At 66.7% G+C, this 24,473-nt stretch carries 19 protein-coding genes and 3 pseudogenes; 8 read left to right on the forward strand and 14 right to left on the reverse strand.

Annotated elements, in window-relative coordinates:
- Nucleotides 1-7: 7 nt before the first annotated feature.
- A complete protein-coding gene (dmpG, locus tag L6444_RS01115; RefSeq protein WP_236979736.1) occupies nucleotides 8-1,015 on the reverse strand; it encodes a 4-hydroxy-2-oxovalerate aldolase in 1,008 nt (335 codons plus the stop codon).
- Nucleotides 1,012-1,965 (reverse strand): acetaldehyde dehydrogenase (acetylating), encoded by a 954-nt coding sequence (locus L6444_RS01120; protein WP_236979738.1) that lies wholly within the window; start codon nucleotides 1,963-1,965, stop codon nucleotides 1,012-1,014. Before L6444_RS01120 ends, dmpG begins: the two co-directional genes overlap by 4 nt.
- Before the next feature lie 103 nt (nucleotides 1,966-2,068).
- On the opposite strand from L6444_RS01120, the gene L6444_RS01125 reads away from it, so the two are divergent.
- The 3 genes and pseudogenes from L6444_RS01125 to L6444_RS01135 all read left to right on the forward strand — a co-directional run bounded on the left by L6444_RS01125 (nucleotide 2,069) and on the right by L6444_RS01135 (nucleotide 5,511).
- Nucleotides 2,069-3,652, forward strand: coding sequence for a bifunctional 3-(3-hydroxy-phenyl)propionate/3-hydroxycinnamic acid hydroxylase (locus tag L6444_RS01125; protein WP_236979740.1), 1,584 nt, complete (start codon nucleotides 2,069-2,071; stop codon nucleotides 3,650-3,652).
- Nucleotides 3,649-4,526: pseudogene (locus tag L6444_RS01130) on the forward strand (alpha/beta fold hydrolase). Before L6444_RS01125 ends, L6444_RS01130 begins: the two are co-directional and overlap by 4 nt.
- Nucleotides 4,519-5,511, forward strand: coding sequence for a VOC family protein (locus L6444_RS01135; protein ID WP_236979747.1), 993 nt, complete (start codon nucleotides 4,519-4,521; stop codon nucleotides 5,509-5,511). Before L6444_RS01130 ends, L6444_RS01135 begins: the two are co-directional and overlap by 8 nt.
- Nucleotides 5,512-5,551: 40 nt before the next feature.
- Here the strand turns inward: L6444_RS01135 and L6444_RS01140 are convergent, their stop codons facing one another.
- Nucleotides 5,552-7,792, reverse strand: coding sequence for an NADP-dependent isocitrate dehydrogenase (locus L6444_RS01140; RefSeq protein ID WP_236979749.1), 2,241 nt, complete (start codon nucleotides 7,790-7,792; stop codon nucleotides 5,552-5,554).
- A 322-nt stretch (nucleotides 7,793-8,114) separates the two neighbouring features.
- On the opposite strand from L6444_RS01140, the gene L6444_RS01145 reads away from it, so the two are divergent.
- Nucleotides 8,115-9,059 carry an alpha/beta fold hydrolase gene (locus tag L6444_RS01145; RefSeq protein ID WP_236979751.1) on the forward strand — a complete coding sequence of 315 codons (945 nt, stop codon included), beginning with the start codon at nucleotides 8,115-8,117 and terminating at the stop codon, nucleotides 9,057-9,059.
- On the opposite strand, the gene L6444_RS01150 is transcribed toward L6444_RS01145, so the two are convergent.
- The 6 genes from L6444_RS01150 to L6444_RS01175 all read right to left on the reverse strand — a co-directional run bounded on the left by L6444_RS01150 (nucleotide 9,038) and on the right by L6444_RS01175 (nucleotide 15,532).
- A complete protein-coding gene (locus L6444_RS01150) occupies nucleotides 9,038-10,651 on the reverse strand; it encodes an FAD-binding protein (protein WP_236979753.1) in 1,614 nt (537 codons plus the stop codon). The two genes, L6444_RS01145 and L6444_RS01150, sit on opposite strands and share 22 nt — an antisense overlap.
- Before the next feature lie 34 nt (nucleotides 10,652-10,685).
- Nucleotides 10,686-11,435: a PP2C family protein-serine/threonine phosphatase gene (locus tag L6444_RS01155; protein ID WP_236979755.1), complete on the reverse strand. Its 750-nt coding sequence runs from the start codon at nucleotides 11,433-11,435 to the stop codon at nucleotides 10,686-10,688.
- 172 nt (nucleotides 11,436-11,607) lie between these two features.
- Entirely contained in the window at nucleotides 11,608-12,930 is a 1,323-nt protein-coding gene (locus L6444_RS01160; RefSeq protein WP_236979758.1) for an aromatic ring-hydroxylating oxygenase subunit alpha, read from the reverse strand.
- A 4-nt stretch (nucleotides 12,931-12,934) separates the two neighbouring features.
- Nucleotides 12,935-14,695, reverse strand: coding sequence for an N-acyl-D-amino-acid deacylase family protein (locus tag L6444_RS01165; protein ID WP_236979760.1), 1,761 nt, complete (start codon nucleotides 14,693-14,695; stop codon nucleotides 12,935-12,937).
- A 157-nt stretch (nucleotides 14,696-14,852) separates the two neighbouring features.
- Entirely contained in the window at nucleotides 14,853-15,107 is a 255-nt protein-coding gene (locus tag L6444_RS01170; protein WP_289624904.1) for an ATP-binding protein, read from the reverse strand.
- A 47-nt stretch (nucleotides 15,108-15,154) separates the two neighbouring features.
- Nucleotides 15,155-15,532: an STAS domain-containing protein gene (locus tag L6444_RS01175; RefSeq protein WP_236979762.1), complete on the reverse strand. Its 378-nt coding sequence runs from the start codon at nucleotides 15,530-15,532 to the stop codon at nucleotides 15,155-15,157.
- A 293-nt stretch (nucleotides 15,533-15,825) separates the two neighbouring features.
- Between L6444_RS01175 and L6444_RS01180 the strand changes: the two genes are divergently transcribed.
- The 3 genes from L6444_RS01180 to L6444_RS01190 all read left to right on the forward strand — a co-directional run bounded on the left by L6444_RS01180 (nucleotide 15,826) and on the right by L6444_RS01190 (nucleotide 18,769).
- Nucleotides 15,826-16,875, forward strand: a complete 1,050-nt coding sequence (locus L6444_RS01180) for an ABC transporter permease (RefSeq protein ID WP_236979763.1) — start codon at nucleotides 15,826-15,828, stop codon at nucleotides 16,873-16,875.
- Nucleotides 16,876-16,878: 3 nt separating this feature from the next.
- Nucleotides 16,879-17,871 carry an ABC transporter ATP-binding protein gene (locus tag L6444_RS01185; RefSeq protein ID WP_236979773.1) on the forward strand — a complete coding sequence of 331 codons (993 nt, stop codon included), beginning with the start codon at nucleotides 16,879-16,881 and terminating at the stop codon, nucleotides 17,869-17,871.
- 106 nt (nucleotides 17,872-17,977) lie between these two features.
- The gene (locus tag L6444_RS01190) at nucleotides 17,978-18,769 is read left to right on the forward strand and encodes a hypothetical protein (protein WP_236979775.1); all 792 of its coding nucleotides are present in this window, start codon (nucleotides 17,978-17,980) and stop codon (nucleotides 18,767-18,769) included.
- Here the strand turns inward: L6444_RS01190 and L6444_RS01195 are convergent.
- A complete protein-coding gene (locus L6444_RS01195; protein ID WP_236979777.1) occupies nucleotides 18,710-19,651 on the reverse strand; it encodes a CE1 family esterase in 942 nt (313 codons plus the stop codon). The genes L6444_RS01190 and L6444_RS01195 overlap by 60 nt on opposite strands.
- A 76-nt stretch (nucleotides 19,652-19,727) precedes the next feature.
- Here L6444_RS01195 and L6444_RS01200 point away from each other — a divergent pair.
- Nucleotides 19,728-20,162: pseudogene (locus L6444_RS01200) on the forward strand (MarR family winged helix-turn-helix transcriptional regulator); the annotation flags it as partial.
- A 36-nt stretch (nucleotides 20,163-20,198) separates the two neighbouring features.
- On the opposite strand, the pseudogene L6444_RS01205 reads toward L6444_RS01200, so the two are convergent.
- From L6444_RS01205 to L6444_RS01220, 4 genes and pseudogenes are all read right to left on the reverse strand, one after another.
- A pseudogene (locus tag L6444_RS01205) lies at nucleotides 20,199-21,492 on the reverse strand (acyltransferase family protein).
- Between the two features lie 98 nt (nucleotides 21,493-21,590).
- Nucleotides 21,591-21,962: a hypothetical protein gene (locus L6444_RS01210; protein WP_236979779.1), complete on the reverse strand. Its 372-nt coding sequence runs from the start codon at nucleotides 21,960-21,962 to the stop codon at nucleotides 21,591-21,593.
- Nucleotides 21,963-22,018: 56 nt separating this feature from the next.
- A complete protein-coding gene (locus L6444_RS01215) occupies nucleotides 22,019-23,191 on the reverse strand; it encodes a sulfotransferase family protein (protein ID WP_236979781.1) in 1,173 nt (390 codons plus the stop codon).
- On the reverse strand, nucleotides 23,188-24,213 hold the full coding sequence (locus tag L6444_RS01220; protein WP_236984552.1) for a DUF1214 domain-containing protein: 1,026 nt from the start codon (nucleotides 24,211-24,213) through the stop codon (nucleotides 23,188-23,190). The genes L6444_RS01215 and L6444_RS01220 overlap by 4 nt, the downstream gene beginning before the upstream one ends.
- Between the last annotated feature and the right edge of the window lie 260 nt (nucleotides 24,214-24,473).

Genomic DNA, 24,473 nt, shown 5'->3' on the forward strand with positions numbered 1-24,473 from the left:
CCTGACTTCATCGTGTGGTCAGGTCCAGGGCGATGTCGACCAGCATGTCCTCCTGCCCGCCGATCATGCCGCGCCGCCCGGCTTCTTCGAGCAGAGTACGGGCATCGATGTCGTAACGCGCAGCGGCGATTTCGGCGTGCCGAAGGAAGCTGGAGTACACCCCTGCGTACCCGAGGGTGAGTGTCTCGCGGTCGACGCGCACCGGCCGCTCCTGCAACGGGCGGACCAGGTCGTCGGCAGCGTCCTGCAAGGCATGCAGATCACAGTGGTGGTCCCAGCCCATCTTGTCCGCGGCGGCGACGAACACTTCCAGTGGTGCATTGCCGGCGCCGGCCCCCATCCCGGTCAACGAGGCGTCGACGCGGGTGGCGCCGTGCTCAACTGCGACCATCGAATTGGCCACCCCCAGCGATAGATTGTGGTGCGCATGGATGCCGATTTCGGTTGTGGTGGCGATTTTTTGGCGCAGCGCGTCGACGCGCTCGGCGATGCCGCGCATGGTCATGGCCCCGCCGGAGTCGACGACGTAGACGCAGCCGGCACCGTAGCTCTCCATCAGCTTGGCTTGTTCGGCCAGTGCGCTCGGGGTGGTCTGGTGGCTCATCATCAGGAAGCCCGCGGTATCCATACCCAGTTCGCGGGCGGCGCCGATGTGTGGCGCCGAAATGTCGGCCTCGGTGCAGTGCGTGGCGATCCGCACCACGCTGGCACCCGCGCGGTGGGCGTCCCGAAGATCGCGCACGCTACCGATGCCGGGCAGCAGCAGGGTCGCGACCCTCGCGCGCCGCACCACCGACGCCACTGCCTGGATCCATTCCAGGTCGGTGTGCGCGCCGAAGCCGTAGACGCAGCTCGATCCCGCCAGTCCGTCGCCGTGGGCGACCTCGATGGAGTCGACACCGCTCGCGTCGAGGGCAGCGGCGATGGCCACCGCCTGATCGAGGCTGTATTGATGCCGGACGGCGTGCATGCCGTCGCGCAGCGTCACGTCGCTGAGGTAGAGCTGTCCAATCATATTGTGGCTCCGACTGTTCGAGTGTCGTAGCTGGCGAGGCGCTCGGCGGTGGCTTTGGCTGCCGAGGTCATGATGTCCAGGTTGCCGGCGTAGCCGGGCAGATAGTCGCCCGCTCCGGTGACTTGCAGTAGAACCGTCACCCGGGTTCCGACGAACTTGCCGGTCTCGGGAATGCATAGCGGGTGATCGGCGGTGAACGTCTCGAACTGCACGCCCTGGGCCAGCCGGTATCCGGGTACGTAGGCGTTGACGCGTGCCACCGTTTCTACGATCGACGCTTCGATGGCCGCGTTGTCGGTGTCGCCGTCGACCAGGCAGTACACCGTGTTGCGCATCGGGACCGGCGGCTCGGCCGGGTTGAGGATCATGACGGACTTGCCGCGTTGCGCGCCGCCGATGGATTGCAAAGCCGCCGAGGTGGTTTCGATGAATTCGTCCAGGCTGGCCCGGGTGCCGGGTCCGGCGGATCTCGAGGAGATGGACGATACGACCTCGGCATAGGACACGATGCCGTGTCGCGCGATCCCGGCGACGATCGGCACTGTCGCCTGACCACCGCAGGTGACCATGTTCAGGTTGAGTACGTCCAGGTGGTCGTCGAGGTTGACCACCGGCACGCAGTAGGGACCGACGGCTGCCGGGGTGAGGTCGAGCACGCGTACACCGGTCGGTTGCAGCGCGGCCCAGTTGACGCGGTGGCCAGCCGCGGAGGTGGCGTCAAAGACCAATCGGACATCGCCGAACTGAGGCATGGCCAGCAGGCCGTCGATGCCGTCGGAAGTGACCGGCACACCGAGACTTCGGGCGTGGGCCAGCCCGTCGGAATAGGGGTCGATGCCAGCCAGGGCGGCAACCCTCAGGGGCCCGGCGCCTTGCTGGATCTTGAGCAGCAGGTCGGTTCCGATGTTGCCCGATCCGATGATCGCAACCGGCCAGGTGAGGTCATTCATGGCTGCTCCGCATTCGCCTATTGACTCCGTAATGATCGTTACATTACCGTAGGGATCACTACGGAACAAGTGTCCTCGATGACACCGGCGGAGGGGGTCAGCAGTGCGCGATGACGGATCACCGATCACCACGGGAACGGATTGCGACGTGGCGATCGTCGGGTATGGGCCGGTCGGCGCCACCGCCGCCAACCTGCTGGGTCAGCTCGGACTCAAAGTCGTTGTGATCGAACGTGATCCAGACATCTACAACCGGGCCCGCGCCATCTCGACCGACGAAGAAGTGATGCGCGTCTGGCAATCGGTGGGACTCGCCGACCGCTTGCAACAGGACATGCTCGGCAACCGGCCGTTGGCCTTCGTCGATGCGACGGGCGCGCCGTTCTACGAAACCACCATCACCGGTCGCGGATGTGGGCATCCGCCCCAGCAGTTCATCTACCAGCCGGCCGTCGACGAGGTGCTGCGTACGGGCGTGGCACGGTTCGCCGGTGTGCAGGTGCTGCTCGAGCACGAGTGTCTGCGGGTGGCGAACAAGGACGATCACGTCGAGTTGATGCTCGCCGACCTGCGCCGGGATGCCTTCAAGCGGATCCGCGCCACGTATGTGATCGCCGCCGACGGTGGTTCCTCACCCACCCGCGGGCAGCTCGGCGTCGGATACTCCGGAAAGACTTACAGCGAGCGGTGGGTGGTTATCGACACCGAAGTCATCAAGAAGTGGGATGCCCACGACCGCTTGCGGTTTCACTGCAATCCGGCCCGGCCGACCGTGGACTGCCCCACCCCGCTGGGCCACCACCGATGGGAGTACCCCGCCCGAGGCGGTGCAGACGACAAGCAGCTCACCAGCGACGAGGCCGTCTGGCGGGTGCTCAACGAGCAGGGCATCACCGAAGAGCACGTCAAGATCCTGCGCGCGGTGATCTACCGGCACCATGTTCGGGTCGCCGACCGCTGGCGGGTGGGACGGATTTTCCTCGCCGGAGACGCCGCGCATGCGATGCCGCCGTGGATCGGCCAAGGCATGGCCGCGGGAGTGCGGGACGTGGCGAATTTGTGCTGGAAACTCGCGGCGGTACTCCGGGGCCAGGCGTCCGATTCCCTGCTCGATTCCTATGAGACAGAACGCAAACCGCACGTTACCGAGGTGACCCGCCGCGCGGTGCTGATTGGCCGGATCATCACCGAGCGCAACCCGGTGCTGGCCACGATCCGCAACCACCTACTGCGCATCCTCACCAAGTCGGCGGCGATCAGCCGGCAGGGCCAGAAGCTCTACTGGATCCCCGAAGCACACTATGCGGACGGGTTCTTCGCCGGCGCCGGGCACCGGGCGGAGGGCCGCCAGATCATCCAGCCGTGGGTCATCGACGACGCCGGCATGAAGTGTCGCCTCGACGACGTGTTGCAGCGCCGCTGGACGCTGCTGCACGTCGGGGCAGTGCCGACGGGCGCGCAGGCCTGGTTGCAACGCGGTGTGACCGCGATCCCGGTCCGCGACACCACCCTGACGGCCTGGTTTCATCGGCACCGGGCCAGCGCGGCAATCCTGCGTCCGGACGGATTCGTCTACACCGCAGCAGGTTCCGGCACGGCGTTGGCGTCGCCGCCCCCGCGCCTGAACTGTGCCCCACCAGCCGCCGTCGCTACGGCGGCGCCGATCCGCAGGGAGGTTCCCGCGTGAGCACCAACCAGCTCTCCGAACAGACCGTCACCGTCAGCGGCAAGCCGATCTTCTTCGCCGAATCCGGTAGCGGCCCAGTCGTCGTCGCGCTACACGGTGGCGGCCCCGGTGCCTCCGGCGTCTCGAACTATTCCCGCAATATCGACGCGCTCGCCCAGCGGTTCCGGGTGATCGTGCCCGACATGCCCGGCTACGGCCGATCCACCAAGACGCTGGACCAAGGCGATCCGTTCGGCTACCTCGCCGACATGATCCGGGGCCTGCTCGATGAACTCCGACTCCCCACAGCGCATCTGATCGGCAACTCCTACGGGGGGCGCGGCCGCGCTGCGGCTCACGCTGGACACCCCGGAGCGGGTCGACAAGCTGGTGCTGATGGGTCCCGGCGGTATCGGAACCACCCCGGGGTCTGCCCACCGCGGGATTGAACAGCCTGATGTCGTACTACGGCGGCGAGGGCCCCAGCCGCGAGAAGCTCGCCACCTTCATCCGCACCTACCTTGTCTACCAGGGTGATTCGGTGCCCGAGGAGTTGATCGACCTGCGGTATCAGGCGTCGATCGACCCGGAGGTGGTGGCCAACCCGCCGCTGCGCCGCCCGTCCGGGCCGTTCGCGCTACGCACGCTGTGGCGGATGGATCTGACCCGCGACTCCCGGTTGAAGAACTTGCAGACACCCACGCTGGTGCTGTGGGGCCGCGACGACAAGGTCAACAAACCCGCGGGAGGTCCAATGCTGCTCAACGCCATGCCAAATGCCGAACTGGTGATGACCTCGCACACCGGTCACTGGATGCAATGGGAACGCGCGGAGCTGTTCAACGAGCTGGTTTCCGATTTCCTGCAACCGGATTCGAGGCTCGCCCATGCCTAGCGTATTCGGCTGGGTACGTCTGGGCTACCTCGTAGTGGAAACCGAGAAGTTCGCCGACTGGCGACGGTTCGGCCGTGACGCCATCGGCATGCACCTTGACGAAGTATCTTCCGAAGCAATACTTTTCCGGCTCGACGAGCACCAATGCCGCTTCCTGCTGCAACGCGGACCAGCCGAGGACGTCGTCGTCCTCGGCTGGGAACTCGACGACCACGCCACCTTCGACGAGATCCGCTCGCGCGTGAGTGGGCACGGGGTGCCCGTCACCGACGGCAGCGCGGACGAGGCGGCAGTGCGGGGGGCCGAGCGGCTGGCCCGGTTTCCCGGGCCCAACGGACTGACCCAGGAGATCTTCACCCGCGCCACCGCAGGGCGGACCCCGCCGCAACTGCGTGCGCAATTCGTCACCGGCGCTTCAGGATTGGGCCACGTCGCGCTGACCAGCAAGAAGCCGCACCTGGTCCGAGGCTACTACGACACGGTGTTCGACGCCCGACTCACCGACTTCATCGACGAGACCATCAGCGGGTTGAAGTTCAAGATCCGGTTCCTTCGGGTCAACGAACGTCATCACTCGGTGGCCATCGCGGCGGTGAACCGGTTGCCGCTCAACCCGATCCGCACCCGAGTCCAGCACTGCAACATCCAGGTCGCCGAGCTCGACGACATGCTCGGCTCCTACCAGCGGGTCAAGGAACTCGGCTTCGGTATGGCGCTGGGCGTCGGCCAGCACACCAACGACAAAGAACTGTCCTTCTACGCGCTGACCCCGTCGGGATTCGAATGGGAGGTCGGCTGGAATCCGATCGTCGTCGACGAATCCAGTTGGGAGCCAACCACACATCAAGGCATCAGCATCTGGGGCCACACCCCGGAAGCGCAGACCATCGTGGACCGGCTCGCGCAGTTCAAGGTCGGGGCGCAGTCGTTGCTGCACCGGGAGGACACCGTGCCTGCACTGGCCGGGGCCGGGATACCCGACTGAGTGACGCTGCTACCCGCGAGCGCAAACCCCGCTGCTCGGGTTAGGACCCGAAATCAGCGGCCAGCGTCTTGTTGAGCGTCTCGCTGGGCCGCATCACCGCTGCGGTCTTTTCCGCGTCCGGGTAGTAGTAGCCGCCGATGTCGACCTCGTCGCCCTGGGCTGCGTTGAGTTCGGCGACGATCTTCTCCTCGTTCTCGGCCAGCGCTTCGGCGAGGGGTCCGAAGTGTTTCTTGAGTTCCGGGTCGTCGTCCTGCGCGGCCAGTTCCTGCGCCCAGTACATGGCCAGGTAGAACTGGCTGCCCCGGTTGTCCAGTTCGCCGGTCTTGCGCGACGGGCTCTTGTTCTCATCCAGCAGCTTGCCGATCGCCGCATCGAGCGTCTTGCCCAGGATCTTGGCCCGCTCGTTCTTGGTCTTGATGCCCACGTCCTCGAAACAGGCTCCCAGCGCCAGGAATTCGCCGAGCGAATCCCAGCGCAGGTGGTTCTCCTCGACCAGTTGGTGGACATGTTTGGGCGCCGAACCACCGGCACCCGTCTCGTACATGCCGCCGCCGGCCATCAGCGGAACGATCGACAGCATCTTCGCGCTGGTGCCCAGTTCCAGGATGGGGAACAGGTCCGTGAGGTAGTCACGAAGGATGTTGCCGGTGACCGCGATGGTGTCCTGACCGCGGACCACCCGTTCCATCGTGTACCGCATCGCCCACACCTGGGGCAGGATCTGGATCTCAAGACCCTCGGTGTCGTGGTCCTTGAGGTACTTCTTGACCTTCTTGCGCAACTCGGCCTCGTGCGGCCGCTCGGTGTCCAGCCAAAAGACCGCTGTCATACCGGAGTTGCGGGCGCGGGTGACGGCCAGCTTCACCCAGTCCTGGATCGCCGCGTCGGTGACGATGGGCATCCGCCAGATGTCACCCTCCTCGACGTCCTGGCTCAGCAGCACCTCACCGCTGTCGATGTCGACGATGTTCGCCACCCCGGCTTCCGGGATCTCGAACGTCTTGTCGTGGCTGCCGTACTCCTCGGCCTGCTGCGCCATCAAGCCCACGTTGGGCACGGTGCCCATGGTGGTCGGGTCGAACTGGCCGTGGGTTTTACAGAAGTTGATCATCTCCTGGTAGATCCGGGAGAAGGTGGATTCCGGGTTGACGGCCTTGGTGTCCTTGGTCCGTCCGTCCGCGCCGTACATCTTGCCGCCGAGCCGGATCATGGCGGGCATCGACGCGTCGACGATCACATCGCTGGGTGAGTGGAAGTTCGAGATGCCCTTTGCCGAATCGACCATGGCCAACTCCGGACGATGTTCGTGGCAGGCGTGCAGGTCCCGGATGATCTCGTCGTGCTGCGAGGCGGGCAGCGACTCGATCTTGTTGTAGAGGTCCACCAGGCCGTTGTTCACGTTAACGCCCAGTTCGTCGAACAGTGCCTGGTGCTTTGCGAAGGCGTCCTTGTAGAAGACCTTCACCGCGTGTCCGAACACGATGGGGTGGCTGACCTTCATCATGGTCGCCTTGACGTGCAGTGAGAACATCACGCCGGTCTTGTGCGCGTCCTCGATCTGCTCTTCGTAGAAGTCGCACAGCGCCTTCTTGCTCATGAACATGCTGTCGATGATGTCGCCGTCCCGCAGCGACACCTTCGGCTTGAGCACGATCGTCTGGCCGCTCTTGGTGACCAGTTCCATCCGGACGTCGCGATCCTTGTCCAGCGTCATCGACTTCTCGCCGTGATAGAAGTCGCCGTGCTTCATGGTGGCGACATGGGTGCGCGACGCCATCGACCACTCGCCCATGCTGTGCGGGTGCTTGCGCGCGTACTCTTTGACCGCCTTGGGCGCGCGTCGGTCCGAATTACCTTCCCGCAGAACCGGGTTGACCGCGCTGCCCAGGCAATTGGCGTAGCGCTGCCGGATTTCCTTTTCCTCGTCGGTCTTGGGGTTGCCGGGGAAGTCCGGAATCTTGTAACCCTTGCCCTGCAGCTCCTTGATCGCCGCGAGCAACTGCGGGACCGAGGCGCTGATGTTGGGCAGCTTGATGATGTTGGTGTCGGGTTCCTGGGTCAGCTTGCCCAGTTCGGCCAGGTTGTCCGGGACGCGCTGGTCTTCGTCTAGGTAGTCGGGGAACTGGGCCAGGATGCGGGCCGCGACGGAGATGTCGCTGGTCTTGATCTTGATGCCGGCCGGCTCGGCGAAGGCACGCACGATCGGCAGGAAGGCGTAGGTCGCCAGCAGCGGCGCCTCGTCGGTCAGCGTGTAGATGATGGTCGGCTGCTCGGCGCTCATGCGTGTTCTCCCGGCGTCAGTGTCGGTCAAAATGTGCGGGGCTCAGTTCATCGCCAGCCACACCAGCGACCCTAACGTACGGCGTCGATCGGGGTCCGAGTCAGACGCAGTATTCAAACGCTGTATGCCAAGCTGCCCGTGCGGTAGTTGACTCGACTACCAGCTGGTCGCGCTGACCAGGCCATTCGGCGCGCGGCGTGTGTCCAACCTCACTTCCGGCGACCAGCCGGATATGCGGCGGCCGAGCGAATGGCTCACCGCCGTCGGCGCTGGGCTGCCGGCGCTGTCCCGTCGCGCCGGGCGCACCAGAGAGAATGGGCCGATGCGGTCACCGAACCAACGGGTTGTCATCGGGCGTGTGCTGTTGATCGTGGCGCTGTTGGTGGCGGGGTGCGGCGCGAGGCCCACCACCCCAACGACCGCCCCGGCCGCGCCGGGCGACTTCATCGGCCCGGTCGAGATCGGCAACGGACGGCACCTCTTCCTGGAGTGCCGTGGGCAGGGCACGCCGACCGTCATCCTGGAATCTGGCTACCACAACTCCTCGGATCCGTGGAGTCAGTCCGACGCCGCCGCCCCGGCGACCGGGCCCGCCGTGCTGACCGCGCTGGCCCGCGAACATCGGGTCTGCGCCTATGACCGGCCCGGCACGTTACGCAACACCAGCCCGCTCGCCATCACCGACCGCAGTTCACCGGTACCGATGCCGCGCACCGCGAACGACGTGGTCAGCGACTTGCATACGCTGCTCGACGCGGCGCACGTGCCCGGCCCCTACATTCTGGTCGGCCACTCGCTGGGCGGCCTGTTCGTCCGGCTGTACGCGCAGACCCACCCGGAACAGGTGCGGGCGGTGGTCTTCGTCGACGCGTTCGGCGTAGAGATACCGAGCTTGATGGGGCCCGACTGGCCGGCCTATCGCCAGGACCTGGACCAACCACCGGCCGAACTCACCGATACCAAGTCGTTCGAGACCGTTGACATCGATGCCAGCCTCGCGCAGGTCGCAGCGGCGGCGCCGTTTCCGGCCGTCGCGACAGCCGTACTGACCCGGACCGAGCCGTTCCGGATCCCATCGGACGTCGCACCGGACAAGAGCGAGAAGCTCGAACGGGCCTGGCGTGATGCCGCCGCACGCCTGGTCGAGCTCCGGCCGCAGACCCCACATATCGTGGCGACCGGCAGCGACCACTTCATCCAGGTCCAACAACCCGACCTGGTGGCCGCCGCCGTGGGTCTGGTGATTCAGCGCTCGGCCAGTCGCTGAGCCGCCGCATGCGTGCCGGCGCGGCGGCCGGCGAACACGCAGTCGGCCAGCGACAGCCCGCTGACGTAGGAGTTCGAACAGATCCCGGTCGCGGTACGCCCCGCGCTGAACAGGCCGGGGATCGCCGCACCTGACTCGTCGAGCACCGCTCCGGTGCCTTCATCGACGCGGATTCCCCCCAAGGTCAGCATCGGGGTGGGGTTGAGCAGGTTGGGCCGGATCGAGATGTTCAGCAGGGTGTAGGGCGGTTTGCTGACGCGGCGCACGAAGTCTGCGGGTTTCCCGGCCGGGTCCGCGGCCCCGGTGTCGATGGCGTGGTTGTGCGCTTCGACGGTGGCCACCAGGCCGTCGGGGTCCACACCGGCGCGCTCGGCGACTTCCCGCAGTGACGCGCCCCTGGTCGAGTCGAGCAGCATCATCGCCGCGGACTGGGCCCGCTGAAACCACAAGGGCTGCTTGATCATTTGCCGCCGTGCTTCTTTCAGCAGGGCGGCGTCCACCAGGATCCAGCCCTTCCCGCCGTGGTGTCGCACCATGGCGTGGCCGACGGCCGCGCCGTAACGGCTTTCGTCGATGATGCGCCGCCCACGCTCGTCGACGATGACCGCGCTGATGAAAGCGCTTGGGGGCGTGATGAATCGCCACGCGGAGACGTTGTCCATCCGCTCGGTGACGGCACCGACGCTCTGTGCCAGGGCGATGCCGCTGCCGTCGTCGCCACTGGTGCCCAGCTGCAGGCCGCCGGTGTACTGTGGCGCGAACTGCTGGATCCACTCGGTATTGCCCATATATCCTCCGGCGCAAAGGATCACACCTCGGCGCGCCTCGATGCGCAGCGGCCGCGCGTAGCGGTGCTCCAGCTCCCGGAGTCGCCGCTCGGTCATGTTGCGCAGCGGTGGATAGTAGATACCGGGCTTGGTCGACACCGCCGCCAGTTGTGCATACAACTTCTGGATACGCGGGGGCGCGTCGCGCATCGTCGTGGCGGCCACCCCCACCACCCTGCCGGACGGATCGCGCAGCAGCTCGGTGACCTTGGTGTGCGGGTGGAACCGGACACCAAGGGCAAGTGCGGTTTTCGCCAGCGGTGCATACATCAGTTTGCCGGAGGTGCCGTTGCCCTTCACCCGGTGCCCGCGCTGGACGGGTGGGGTCTTGCTGCGAAAGGCCCCGGCGTTCTCGCTGCCCGAGTGATACAGGTAATAGTGGTTATTCGGATACGACGTCTTGTACGGGCACAGCGTGGAGTCGAACGGTACGCCTCGGTCGCTGAGCCAGCGGATCATGTCGGGGCTGCCGGTTACGAACGACTCCAGCGTCTGCGGGCTGACGGCGTCGCCGACTTCCAGGCGCAGGTAGTCGTGCATCTGCTCGTAGCTGTCGCTGACGCCGGCCTGCTGCTGCACCCAGGTGCCTGCCCCGGCATAGATGATGCCGCCCGAAATCGCAGTCGAGCCACCGCCGTTGGCGCGATCCAGTGCGACCACTTCGGCGCCGGCCTCCCTGGCCGCGATCGCCGCGCAGGTGCCCGCGGCGCCGAAGCCGACCACCACCACATCGGTGGACTCGGCAGATGGCGAATAGCCGGCCATAGCTGTGCCCCAATCGTGTTTGCGGGTAACGACTTTAGCGGCCCGCGGTCTCGCACACGTCGACCACCACCGCGGTGACGTTGTCGGGCCCGCCGGCCGCATTGGCGGCTTCGATCAGCGCCGCGCACGCTTCGGCAGGGTCGGGATGAGTGTCCAGTAGCTGCGCCAGGGAATCGTCGTCGAGAACACCGTGCAAGCCGTCGGTAGACAGCAGGATCCGGTCGCCGGGCGACAGCTCCACCGCGGTGGCGTCGGGTAGTGGCCGCGGATACATCGCCACGTGCCGGGTCACGATGGCACGGGCCGGGTGGCGTTCGGCCTCTTCGGCCGACACCTCACCCGCGTCGATGAGGTCCTGGATCACGCTGTGGTCGCGCGTCAACTGCTGTACCCGCTGGTCGCGGAACAGGTAGGCGCGGCTGTCACCGAGGTGGGCGACCAACGCGCGGGAGCCGGTCACGACCACGGCCACCACCGTGGTGTTGGATCCGGCGGCGCGCGGATCGGTGGCGGCGAAGGCGCGAAAGTCGTCGCAGTATTCGACGAGCGCGCGGCCCAGTGCCTCCGGTTCGGCTCCGTCGTCGGCTGGCTTGAGGTGGCGGGCGACGTACGTCGGCAGCAGCTCGACCACCAGGCGCGCGGCCAGCGCACCGTCGGTGCTGCAGGCGACCCCGTCGGCAACCATGAACAACCCCAGCTCGGGGTCGGCGCCCCAGTGATCCTGGTTGTTGGCGCGCAACCGGCCGACGTCACTGAGGCCGGCGAACCGGACCGTTTCACTCACGGGTACATACTGTCCGCGAACAGACACAAAAGCACCTCATTTCGGCAGGAAGTGGGACTAATCGCCGGCGCCGGACGCGTCGACTCTGCGGGCAGGGCACGGAAGTGCGAGTGCGGACCGCCGCCAGCGCAGTGTCAACCCAGCGGCCCCACGCCCGTGGACTGATGGGACGCTATCCGCCGGTCATCCGCTGCGACTCGGGCAGGTCGAGGTAGCGTTCCAGGTTGCGGTGCATGTTGATCACCCGGCGCTCCTCGTTCGACAGCACCAAGTGGGTCAAGCCGGGCTGGTGCAGACCACGCTGTAGGCCCGGCAGCACCTTGATGTCCTGGGTCAGCACGATGCCGGGTTCGGCTTCGTCGGCCGACATCCGCATGTCGGTCGGCTTGTTGTACCCGGCGCCAGGCGCCATCCGGGTCATCAGGAACATGGTCAACTCACCGTGATCGGGGTCCGGTCCGGGTCGTGAGGTCATGATCGTCAGGTGGTCGGCGTTGACCAGGAACGTCATGTTCGGGAAGACGTTGTACTGGTGCAGCCGGGTGACCCGGTCGGTGTCGGCCCAGTCCAGGTCGACCCCGCGGCCCGCCGCGAACTGCCGGGTGCGTTCGGCGATCAGGTCAGGCACCGTCTGACCCGGCCGACGGTCCGGGGGAAGCGGCGTGCCCTCGGCCGCGCCCATCAGCATGCCCTGGGTGTAAACGTAAGCGTCCCAGACCTCCTCGTCGCTCAACGTGCCTTCGAAGCGCGGACTCGGCACGCCGTAGGGTTGGTCGGATTTGCCGGTGTGCACCCAAATCTGTTGGGGCGCATGAATATCGTCGACACAGCGCAACAACTCGGGATGCAGCGTCTGAATGTGGTAGGTCTCGCTGTAGCCGTCGGCGATGGTCTTCCAGTTCGCTGCGACGTCCACGGTCAACGTCGCATAGCAGCGGAAGTCCTCGATGTGGCACCATGCGATGTCGTCGGGAATCGCGTCCAGGTAGTCGCGCAACGGCATCGCGTCGAGGTCGAGGTTGACGAAGACCATCCCGGCAAAGGTATCCACCTGCGTCGGCAGCAACGGGAATTCGGACAGGTGCAGCGAGCCGAAGCCCTTGCGGTTGGGCACCCGCTTGAGTGTGCCGGCCAGGTCCCAGGTCCAGCCGTGATAGCCGCACTTGAGTTCGCGCAGCCCCGAACCCGAGCCCGCGCACAGCGAGTTGCCGCGATGGCGGCAGGCGTTCTGGAAGGCGCGCAGCTCCCCGTCGTCGCCACGGACTATCAGGACTCCGATTGGGCCGCAACGGTATTCGAAGTAATCGCCGGCGTGCGCGACGTGGTCGACCATGCAGGCCACCTGCCACACCTTGGGCCACATCCGCTCGAACTCGAGGGCAGCGAATGCCGGGGAGTAGTACCGCTCGGCGGGCACCAGGGTCGGTGATGCGGGTGGGGTGCCGATCGCGTCCTTGTGGACGTGGGCGCGGGACGGGTTTCCGGCGAGCGTCATGGCGCTAGCGCGCTCCGCGCACCAACCGGCCCGGACGCGCTCCGGTGTCGACGTCCTTGCGCCTGGTGACGGTGCCGCTGACGATCGTCGCCTCGTAACCGCTGGCCCCCTGCAGGATCCGGCGTCCGCCGGCGGGCAGGTCCCAGGCCATCGCCGCGGGGTGCAGCCTCAGCGCGTTCATGTCGATCACGTTCAGGTCGGCCTTCTTGCCGACCTCGATGGTGCCGCGGTCGGTGAGGCCGAACAGGTGCGCGGTGTCGCGGGACTGCTTGCGGATCACGTACTCCAGCGACAGCTTCTCGCCCCGGCTCCGGTCGCGCGCCCAGTGCGTCAACAGGAAGGTGGGGTAGGAGGCGTCGCAGATCATGCCGCAGTGGGCGCCGCCATCGGACAGGCCGAGCACCCCGGCCGGGTGCAGCATCATCTCGCGGATTGCGTCGTGGTTTCCGTCGGCATAGTTGAACAGCGGCAGCATCAGCATCGCCGTCGCGTCGGACTCCAGCATCAGGTCATACAACGTCGACATCGGGTCCTCGCCGCGGGCGGCGGCGATCGCAGCGACGGTGCGATCGGGAGTGGGCTCGTAGTCCGGCGGGTTGCCCAGCGCGTAGAGCCGCCCCAACGAGTACTGCACCATCGCGAACATGCCGTCGAACAACACCGTCGAGTCGATGGGCAGGTCGTCCTCGGCCAGGATCGCGGCCTTCACCGCGGGTTCGGCCAGCCGCTGGGCCAGCTCCTCCCGGCTGCACTCGGCCTTCAGACGACGGTAGGTGGGCCGGTGCGTGAAGCCGTGGTGGCCCTGGAAGCCGATCATCATGCCGAACGGGCGCGCCGCGATCTGCGGGTACAGCCGGCTGCCCTCGGCATGCGCGGCCGCCGACACGTCCAGCTGCTCGCGCCACAGGTTCGGGTCGGCATCGACCTGGATCAACGCGAACGACACCGGCCGGTCGATTTCGCGGCTGAGCCGCCGCATCCACTCCAGCTCCTTCTTCGGCCCGACGATGTCCTCACCCGCCGCGCCCTGCGGCGCCAGCTCGAACACCGCCTGGCCGCCGGCCGCCATGGCGCGACCCAGCCCGAACAGCTCCTCCTCGGCGGCGAAGGTTCCGGGCACCGGCTCACCGTCCATCGCGGTGTGGGCGATGGTCCGCGACGTGGAGAAGCCGAGCGCCCCCGCTTCGACAGCTTCGCGGACCAGCCGGCTCATCGCCTCGATGTCGTCGGGCGTGGCGGGTTCGTTGCGAGCGCCCCGCTCGCCCATGGCGTAGGCCCGGATTGCGCCGTGGGCCACCTGGCTGCCCACGTCGATGGCGAACTGCTGCTTGCCGATCGTGTCGAGGTACTCGGGGTAGGTCTCCCAGCCCCAGGTGATGCCTTCGGTCAGGGCGGTGCCCGGGATGTCCTCGACACCCTCCATCAGCTTGATCAGCCAGTCCTCGGTGCCGGGCCGGACCGGGGCGAAGCCGACGCCGCAGTTGCCGGTGACCACCGTGGTGACCCCGTGACCGCTGGACGGCTCCAGCAGGCTGTCCCAGCTGACCTGACCGTCGTAGTGGGTATGGATGTCGACGAAACCGGGGGCCACCACCCGGCCGGTCGCGTCGATGGTCTCGGCCGCTGCACCGGCCAACTCCGCAGAGTCCGCGCCCCGGCGCAGGACTTCCACGATCTTGCCGTCCTTGATGCCGAGGTCGGCGCGGAAGCGTTGCGCGCCGGTGCCGTCGACCACGGTGCCACCGACGATTTTCAGGTCGAACATGAATGCCTCCAGGGCAGCAGAGCAGCGGATCAGGGCTGAATGGTTATTACGCTACGGGCGGTAGCGTATGTGTTGACGGTAAGCGCCCGGCTCCGCGTAGTCAATGACGCGCTCAGACCCGCAGGTCACGACACAGTCAGGTGATTCCAGGTCAGGCTTACCCGGGTGCCGTGCGGTGTGCCGTCGATGCGTCCATGGTCCCGTCGACGCCCACCTCGGAGTAGGCGAATTCGGCGGCGTTGGCCAGCGCTTCGCTGACCGCCAGCACCAGATCGCTGAACCGCTCGGCGCCGAGCGTGAAGTGCCGATCCAGCCAATTGCGGAATTCGGTCCGCAACCGGGCCGCGCTGGACGCGTCGGCGGCGACCTGTGCCCGTACGAATCGACACCGGTCATCGTCCGGTGTCGTCACAGCGACGCGCCGATCAACGCGTCCGGCCAGCCTCCATTCGCACCTGGTCAGGCACCCGTGATCCAGTTGAGTGCGCTGTCCAGCGTGCGGTGCAGGGGAAGCACGCTGTCGATTCCCATCAGCTTCAGCGGCCGGCTGGTTGCCGGGCCGTCGGCGACCACCGCCATTCGGGTGGGCGGCTCGAGTTCGGCCTGACCGTTCACCAGCACGCTCATCCCCGCGGACGCCAGGAACTCCACCTTGGTGAGGTCCACGATGAGCGCCGCCGGTTTGGTGCTCAGTGCGGCACGCATCGCCTCGGCCAACTGGGGCGCGCTGAGCATGTCCACTTCGCCCGAGACGGCCAGCACGACAGCACCGTCTGTCTCGCGTTGCTCGACACCGAAGGTCGTTCGGTTGATTGGATCGCCGGGTTGATCGACCATAGCTCTATCTCAAATCCGTCCTTGCGGGGACAACAATAAGTTTTCAGACAACCACGCCAAGTCCGGGGCTGTTGATTCAACCCGCCGAAAACCGCCTGGATCTTGCGCTGCCGGTGCAGCGCTGCGGCAGCCAACAGAAACCAATCCTAGGCCACGCGCGAAAAAACCCCGACGGGCGCCATTCCGGCAGGTAAACATTCTGCCATCAGTTCGCAGCCGCCGCCTTCCGGCCAGGGTGAACCCTTGGCGGTCCTTTCGCTGGTGCGGTTTGTGGGCGTTGGTAGCGTCTACGAATGCTCTTTGCTGCCCTGCGCGATATGCAATGGCGGAAGCGTCGCCTGGTTATCGCCATCGCCAGCACCGGACTGATCTTCGGCATGACGCTCGTATTGACCGGACTCGCGAATGGTTTCCGGGTCGAGGCGCGTCACACCGTCGACTCGCTGGGAGTCGACGCCTTCGTGGTCAGGGAAGGATCGGCCGGACCGTTTCTCGGTTCGACCCCCTTTCCCGACGTCGACCTGGCCCGGGTGCGGTCCGATCCCGGCGTTTCGGCCGCGGCCCCGTTGGGCTGCGTCGGAACGATCATGCGGGAGGGCTCGTCGACGCGGAACGTCACCGCCTTCGGAGCGCCCGAACACGGGCCCGGCATGCCGCAGGTTGCTCAGGGACGGGCGCCGTCGAAGCCGGATGAGGTTGCCGCGTCGAGCACCCTGGGCCGGCATCTAGGCGACACCCTGCAGGTCGGCGCCCACGTCTTGAAGATCGTCGGCATCGTGCCCAATTCGACGGCACTGGCCAAAATCGCGAACATCTTCCTGACCACCGAGGGGCTACAGCAGGTCGCTTACAACGGACTGCCGATGGTCACCTCGATCGGCATCAACGGCACCCCCCGCGCACTGCCGGAGGGGTACCGGACCTACGACCGTGACGGCGCCGTCAACGACCTGATCCGCCCGCTGAAGGTGGCGGTGAACTCGATCACGATCGTGGCGGTCCTGCTCTGGATCGTGGCGGTGCTCATCGTGGGATCGGTGGTGTACCTGTCCGCCCTCGAACGGGTGCGCGATTTCGCGGTGTTCAAGGCGATCGGCACCCCCACCCGGTCGATACTCGCCGGGTTGGCGCTGCAGGCGCTCATCGTGTCGCTGCTCGCGGCGGCAGTCGGCGTCGTGCTGTCGAAGCTGCTGGCGCCGCTGTTCCCGATGGTGGTGGCGGTCCCGGCGCTCGCTTACCTGTTGCTGCCGGTGGTCGCGATCGCGATCGGGCTGCTGGCCAGCCTGGCCGGACTGCGGCGGGTGGTCGCCATCGACCCTGCGCTCGCGTTCGGGGGAGCCTGACTCTTGGCCGACCTCAGCATTCAGAACCTGGTCGTCGAGTACTACCGCGGCGGCTACGCCCTGCGGCCGATCAACGGCTTGAATCTCGACGTGGCATCCGGGTCGCTGGTGATCCTGCTGGGGCCCAGCGGCTGCGGGAAGACGACGCTGTTGTCCTGCCTCGGCGGCATCCTGCGGCCCAAGGCCGGGGCCATCAAATTCGACGGCGTCGACATCACCACTCTCGAGGGCGCGGCGCTGGCGGAGTATCGGCGCGACAAAGTGGGCATCGTCTTCCAGGCGTTCAACCTGGTGCCCAGTCTCACCGCGCTGGAGAACGTGATGGTGCCGTTGCGGGCGGCCGGGATGTCGCGAGCCGCGTCGCGCAAGCGGGCCGTGGAACTGCTGGAACGCGTCAACCTCGGCGACCGGATGAAGCATCGACCGGGCAACCTCAGTGGCGGGCAGCAGCAACGCGTCGCGGTCGCGCGGGCGATCGCACTGGACCCGCCGCTGATCCTGGCCGATGAACCGACTGCGCACCTGGACTTCATCCAGGTCGAGGAAGTCCTGCGACTTATCCGTGAACTCGCCGACGGCGACCGCATTGTGGTGGTCGCTACCCACGACTCCCGGATACTGCCGATGGCCGACCGGGTCATCGAGCTGACTCCGGAGTTCGCCCATTCGAACCGGCCACCGGAGACGTTCGAGCTGAAGGCCGGGGTGGTGCTGTTCGAGCAGAGCACCATGGGTGAGCTGATCTACGTGGTGGCCGAGGGTGAGATCGAGTTGGTGCGCGAATTGGCCGACGGCGGTGAAGAATTCATCAAAGTCGCCGGACCCGGCGAGTACTTCGGTGAAATGGGTGTGCTGTTCCACTTGCCGCGGTCGGCGACCGCGCGTGCCCGTACCGACGCCAAGGTCGTCGGATACACGGTGACAGCGTTCCGGGAGCGTCTGGGTGCGGGCGGCCTGCGTGACCTGATCCAGCACCGCGAACTCGACAGCGACTGAACTCGCGCGGAAACTGCGACGACTCCGAGTTCGTCGCCGCGGACGCGGCTCTCGTACTCCCTTGTGGCTTAGACAATTTGGCTTCGAAGCGCCCGTCGAACAGCAGGTGGACATCGACTTGATGTACGCCAGCCAGCTGTTGTGGCTGCCGCCGGGCAGCATTCATGAAACCGGCCTCATCGTTTCGCCGATACCGGGGCGTCCGACCGGCGCCGCGATGGCGCGGGTCGAGAACGACGCGGTCTTTCTCACTGCCTTCGGCATGTGTGGCAACCATCCGCCGGCTGATCTCGATGGGGTGTACCGGTTCATCGAGGGGATGGTGCCGCCACACCTGCTGGCGGCGCTACGCTGCGGCAAGCCCGTCGGCCCGGTCGCACGCTACCGGTTTCCCTGCAGTCGCTGGCGGCGTTACGACAGGCTGCGCCAGCTGCCCGACGGCCTGCTGGTTGTCGGCGACGCGGTGTGCAGTTTCAACCCGATCTACGCACAGGGCATGACGGTCGCGGCATTGGAGGCATTGGCGCTGCGCGACTGCCTGTCCCAGGGTGAAAACGACCTGCCGCGCAGGTTCTTCCGGGCGGCTGTCAAGCCCATCGGCCAGGCCTGGCAGCTCGCCGTGGGCGGTGACCTCAACCTTCCCGAAGTCCAGGGCAGGCCGCCGGTGATGACGCGGTTGCTCAACGGTTACGTCGACCGCGTCCTGGGTGCGGCGGAAGTCGACGCCGAGGCCTTGCTGCAATTCGTTCGGGTGGCTTGGCTGGTCGACTCACCGGTTAAGCTGTTGCGGCCCAGTATGATTCGTCGATTAGTCAATACAGGCCGGCGGGCTGCGCGGTCAGCGGTGGTGTTGGGCGAAGAACTGCCAGATGGTGTCGGTGGCGTCCAAGGCCGTTGAGGGTTCGGGGAGGCCGAGCCGTTCCAGGCCGCGACCGCGGACACCGCCGGGCCACTGGTGGCCGGCGTCGGCCAACGAGATCAGTTCCACCGTACGGTCTTCGGGGCACTGCGCCGTTTCGGTGGTCACCTCTGCGCTGGTGGTAGAAGTGGGAGCGCCGCAGTTGTCGATGGCGCGCCAGGTGGCGGTCACCGAGGGCACCGGCGGTCCGTCGACGCGGGGAGTCCCGTCGGGCTTCGATGACTTACCCGGCCCGCCCTGGTACGGCACGCTCTGGTCGGCGGTGCCGTGGATCTGCAGCACCGAGGTGGGCCGCGCCTGAGAGCAGTCGGTCATCAAAGTGCCCGCCACGGGTGCGATGGCGGCGAATAAGTCTGTGTCGCAAGCCAATCGGAGATCCATCATGGCGCCATTCGACATGCCGGTGGCATAGATGCGGGTCGCGTCGATGGGCATCTGACGTTGGATCGCCCCGACCACCGCGGTGAGGAAACCCACGTCGTCGAGGTTGTCGCGGGACGGTCCGCCGCAACAGGATCCGGCATTCCATGCCCGGCCCTGACCGTCGGGATAGGCGACCACAAAGTGGCCTTTGTCGGCTTCGGCGTCCCAGTGGTACGCGCGCTCGGCCTGGGCGCCGTTGCCGAACCCGCCGTGCAGCATCAGTACCAACGGCGCCGGACCGGTCAGTCCCGGGGGCCGGTAGAGATTGAACGTTCTGGTGGCGCCGCCGACGTCGATGTTCTGCGAGGACTGCCCGACCGGGATCGTGCCGGACTCCGGTGCCCCGACCGCGTGGCCGCCGTCGAAACACCCGCCCAGTACGAGCACCAGGACGGCAAGAACGACGACATTGAAGACTTTCGTGCACCGCGACGCCATCCGCCCATGGTGGCACCGCGCCCAGAGTTTGACAAGTTACTTGTCAAAATATGGCTGAGTGGCACACTCTTCAGCCATGCGACGTCTTGTGGATGCTCCATGGCAACCGACAGTGCCCGCCCTGGTGCAGCGGCTTGCCGCGGCGGGCGGCCCACGGTTGAGGGCGGCATTTGCGGCCGCTGGACTGGACGGAATCCGACCGGCTCAAGCCGTCGCGCTCGTGCCGCTGGCCGCCGGCGGAATGCATGCCTCCGATCTGGCGGACCGGCTCGGGGTGAGCCGCCAGGCCGTGGCGCAGGCGGTCACCGCGCTTGAGCAGCATGACTACGTCACCCGACTGGCCAACCCGGACGACGCGCGCACCCGCGTCATCGAACTGCGCCCGCGCGGCCGGCAGGCGCTGCGCGTAATGCGTTCCAACGCAATCGAATTGGAGCGGCGCTGGGAGCAGATACTGGGACGGCGCCGACTCGACGAACTGCGCGAGACGATCGAAATGCTGCTGGCCGCGCCGGACTCCGAGGAGCGACGCGGCCGCGTCGCCAACCTAGACCTCAGCGGGTGCGCCCGCCCCGGCCAACGCCCGGGCGGCGACCAGTGCGGTCAGCATGACCGACACGCAGATCAGACCCTCGTCCTTGAGGCCCCACTTCACCGCGGCCAATACCGCCGCCCCGGCCACACACAGCAGCACGCCGACCCCGGTGCCGCGCCACGCCGACGTAATGGCCGGTGACCCGTCCCAGCCGGGCAGGGGGGTGGTTCTCCAAACCGCGTAGCGCGACGAACAGCACAGCCACCAGGCCGAACACGACGAAGAGCTGCGCGAAAGTCACGGCCAGGAAGTCCGGCTGGGTGGGGTAGCGAGGGTGTCCCAGGCTGTCGAACAACAGATGCACACCCAACAGGGCCGGCATGTGCCACAGGTACAGCGTCATCGCCCCGGAGTTGCCGATCGTGGTCAGCCACCACACCCGTGGCCGCTGTGCCCACCGGTTGATCGCGGGGGCCGCCGCGATCGCCAACGCGCTCAACACGATTGCATGCCCGGCCAGCAGCAGCGACGGGGGACTCATGTTGGCCAGCCGCTGACCTTCGATGCCGACCAGGCTCAGCTCGTAGGGCCCCCACGTCAGCAGCCCGATATCGGCGGCGAACAACGCTGCCGCGATACCCAGCGCGGCGCGACCGGTGATCAGCTGCCGGCGGTAGGCGACGCCGAACATGCCGGGAATCAGCCATGTCGCAAGGTTGAGATAGCCGAGCGGCGCCAGGCCCGACCAATGCAGCCGGACGACGTCGATGACCGCGACCATCGTGTACACCGTCGCGACCGCGGCGGCGAGCCGGACCGGTGTGGTGATCAAGGACAGCGCCGGTATCGCGGCCAGCACCAACACGTACACGCCGAGAAACCACAGCAACTGAATGCTGACGCCGGCGACGATCTTGTAAACCCACAGCGGCGCCACGTGATCCAGCGCGGTCAGTGCGACCGCCCAGAACGCGAGGTAGTAGAAGACCGGACGGAACAACCTGGTGCAGCGCTTCATCAGCCAGCCGCCCCAGTTCATGCCCGGCCGCCAGGACTGTACGCAGGCCGCGGTGCCGGCGAAGAAGAACAACGGCATGATCTGGAAGACCCAGGTCAGCGCCTGGAACACGGTGGAAGTACTGAGCAGGTTGTCCCAGACGAGCAGGCCGCCGCGGATCATGCTGGTCGCCATCACGGTGTGCCCGAGCACCACGCCGACCAGGGCGGTGATGCGGATGACGTCGATGGCGCGGTCGCGGTCGTTCGGGGTGCGTGCTTGCAGGTCGGTGGGGCTGGGAAAGCCCATCGGATTCGGCATTCGACCAGCATCGCCGCTGCCAAGGCCCGTCGGCGTGCGTAGTTCTACGCGTTGCGCCTGCGTATGGCTACCGCAGCCGGTCAGGCCTAGGTCTGATGAGCCAGCGTGAACAATACGTAGGCGCAACACACCAGGAAGTTCAGCGAGACCAGCACCAGGCCCGCGCAGAGCAGGGCGTGCCGGCACCTGCGCTGCAGCCGGTTCACCTTCGCGCTGTGCTTTTCGCGGTTGAACGCGGTGGCTATCAACGCGAAGTTGACGTCGGTCATCTCACGCTCGGCCGCCGGCGACCCGGTGACCAGTTGCTGCAGCCGTCTCGGCGGGATGTCCACGCCGACCAGCGCGAAGTTGCGGCACAGTCGACGCGCCTGCCGGCGGCCGAGATGATGACCTCGCAGTTGCAGCTGCTGCGAGAGTTTCCGTCGTTCGTCACCAAAAGGGTTTGACGGCGTCGTCACAAGCGGGAATTCTATGGCCTTCGTCACGTTTTGTGGGGCCTTAGCGCATTTTCGTGCTAACGCAATTGCTCGGTCGGCACCGCGTAACGCTCCTGGTAGGCGGCGACCCGCTCGCGCACCTCGGCGGCGTTCAGTCCGGTGTCCGACCAGGTGTAGCGTCCGCGCCCGCCGTCACCGGGATGGGCGGCCAGAAATTCCCGCATTCGGTGCTCGGCTGCTGGCTGCAGTTCCCGGCCCAACCGCTGGTAGATCCCGCCGATCGTGGTCCACGGATCCCTGACGAAGTCGGCGTAGTGGACGTCGATCACCTGCTCGGCAGGCACCCGGCCGCTGTCGCGCAGCGCCATCTCGCGGTCCAGGCCCACCACGATCTCCTCGTAGGACTGGGCCGCGCACTCGACGATGTCGGACTCGTCGCTGCCCATCCGGCGCAGGTGATGAGTCAATGCGGCGATCGACGAGATGACGTTGAGCGGGTCGCGGTGGGTCTGCACGATCAACGCGTCCGGATACTCGGCGAGCAGCGCGTCCAGCTGCCACAGATGAGCCGGCGACTTGAGTAGCCACTGCCCTGGTACGCCGGATTGCAAGTGTTGCAAGAAGATCCGGTGGAATCGGTAGGCACCGGCGTGGTCGGCCTCGTACAGCAGCCAGCGAAAGTAACCGGGCAGCCGGTACTGCACCGAATAGATCATGCTGACGAATTCGCTGGCGGTGATGCGGACACACTCCTGGCCCACCAGCGCGCCCATCGGATGAAACGCCAGGAAGCCGGGGATGATCTGCTCGGACAGTTCGAGGCTGGCCTGGGTGGCCGCGATGCGGGGGTCGTCGTGGTAGGTCTCGGGCTGCGGGACCGGACAGGGCGCGTCGACCTCCCAGGTCAGCGGTGGGCGCAGGTCGGGATCCTGGGCGAGCAGATCGTAGAGGATGGTGGTGCCGGTCCGCGGCTGCCCGACGATGAAGATCGGCGCCTCGACCGGGTGGTCGGCGATATCGGGATTCTTTGTGCGCCAATCGATTACATCGAGACGGTTCTTCAGCGCGCGGATCAGGTCGAGGTAGGCGATCTCGACGCCGATGGGCGACAGCCGGGCCTCGTTGACGAGTTCGTCGGCGAGCCGTTCGAGGCCGGACTGCCAGCCGTCGGCACCGAAGTCGTGGTGACCGGTCTCCTCGCAGGCGGTGGCGGTGAGCCGGTCCGGGCTGAAGCGCTCCCGCAGTGTCATCGGCGTCCGGCTCCGTCGAGCACCGACACGGTGACGTCGGGCGGGTTGGGATTGTCCAGCCAGCGCAGCACGACGAATCCGCGATGGCGGCCCCCGGTGTCCAACCAATGACCAAAACCCATGTCGCGCTGGGCGATTGCGATTCGGACGCGGCCGTCCGGGCCGGGCTGGACACCGAGGTTGGTCACCGAACTGTGCCGGTGCTGCGGCTCGAGGCACTCGTGCCACATGCTTTCCAGGGTGACGTTCCAGTACCTGGTGTCCGGCGGTTCGATGTCGAGCACCAGGGCCTGATCCGGCTCCAGGCGATAGGTCCCGATCATGTACAGGTTGTCCGGCGTGGTGTCGGCCGCGCCGAGGTCGGCCGCCTCGGCGGTCAGCAGGGTGTTCGGCTTGTCGAGCAGCTCCGGCTTGATGGTGCGGTGCAGCGTGGTCAGCTTCATCAGTGACCACGCCATCGCGGTGAACTGCTCTGCCAGCGCGTCGTCGGTCAGTGGTGTCAGCGGGTCCGGATCGACGGCCTCGATGCGCAGCGTGGCCCCTTCCTCGCCGTCGCGATCGCCGATGTACTCCCGCACGACGATCGACGACGCGTCCCCGGGGATCTGCAGCCACTGCGCGCCATCGGCGTCCGCGGGCCGCTCGGCGGACAGGACTACCGCGAATTCTCCTGCGGTCACCCGCAATTCGGTGTCGCTGAGATAACCCGACATGCGCCGTGGAGTCAGACCGGTGCCGGCCAGGATCTGCATACCGAGGTAGGCGCTGGTGCCGCGGGTGCCGGTGATCCGGTAGCGGCGGTCGCCCCGGATCATCGCCAGATAGTAGTTCCCGTCGGGGTTGGGGCCGCCGATCATCCGGTTCGGCGAGCACATGTCGAAGAACACCGGGCGACTCGGGTCGGCTTCGACAGCCATCTGGGAGCATAGCGAGGACACCCGCGCGATCACGCGCAGCCCTTCGAGCAGTTCGCGGTCGGTTTCGGCATCCTCGGTCACGATGCCGGTGACGGTGGCGACCATTTCCTGGAAGAACCGCCACGCTTGGGACGCCTGCGGCGCCTGGGCTTGAGTCACAGTCTCATACTTAGACCATGTCCCAGCCGATGGCCAGCGTCCCTACCGCGCTGGACGATTGGCTGGCTCATGGTAGTTCGCTGCCGGAGCGGGTGCGCCGGGGCCTGGCCGCCATCGCGATCCGCTAGCCGGGTGATCGGCCGGCTTACCTAGGGTGTGCTCAGGTGCCGCAATCGGCTGGTGCTGCGATAGGGAGCGGATCTTTC

Origin of the sequence: Mycobacterium kiyosense, assembly GCA_021654635.1 — a bacterium.
GTDB classification, from domain to species: domain Bacteria; phylum Actinomycetota; class Actinomycetes; order Mycobacteriales; family Mycobacteriaceae; genus Mycobacterium; species Mycobacterium kiyosense.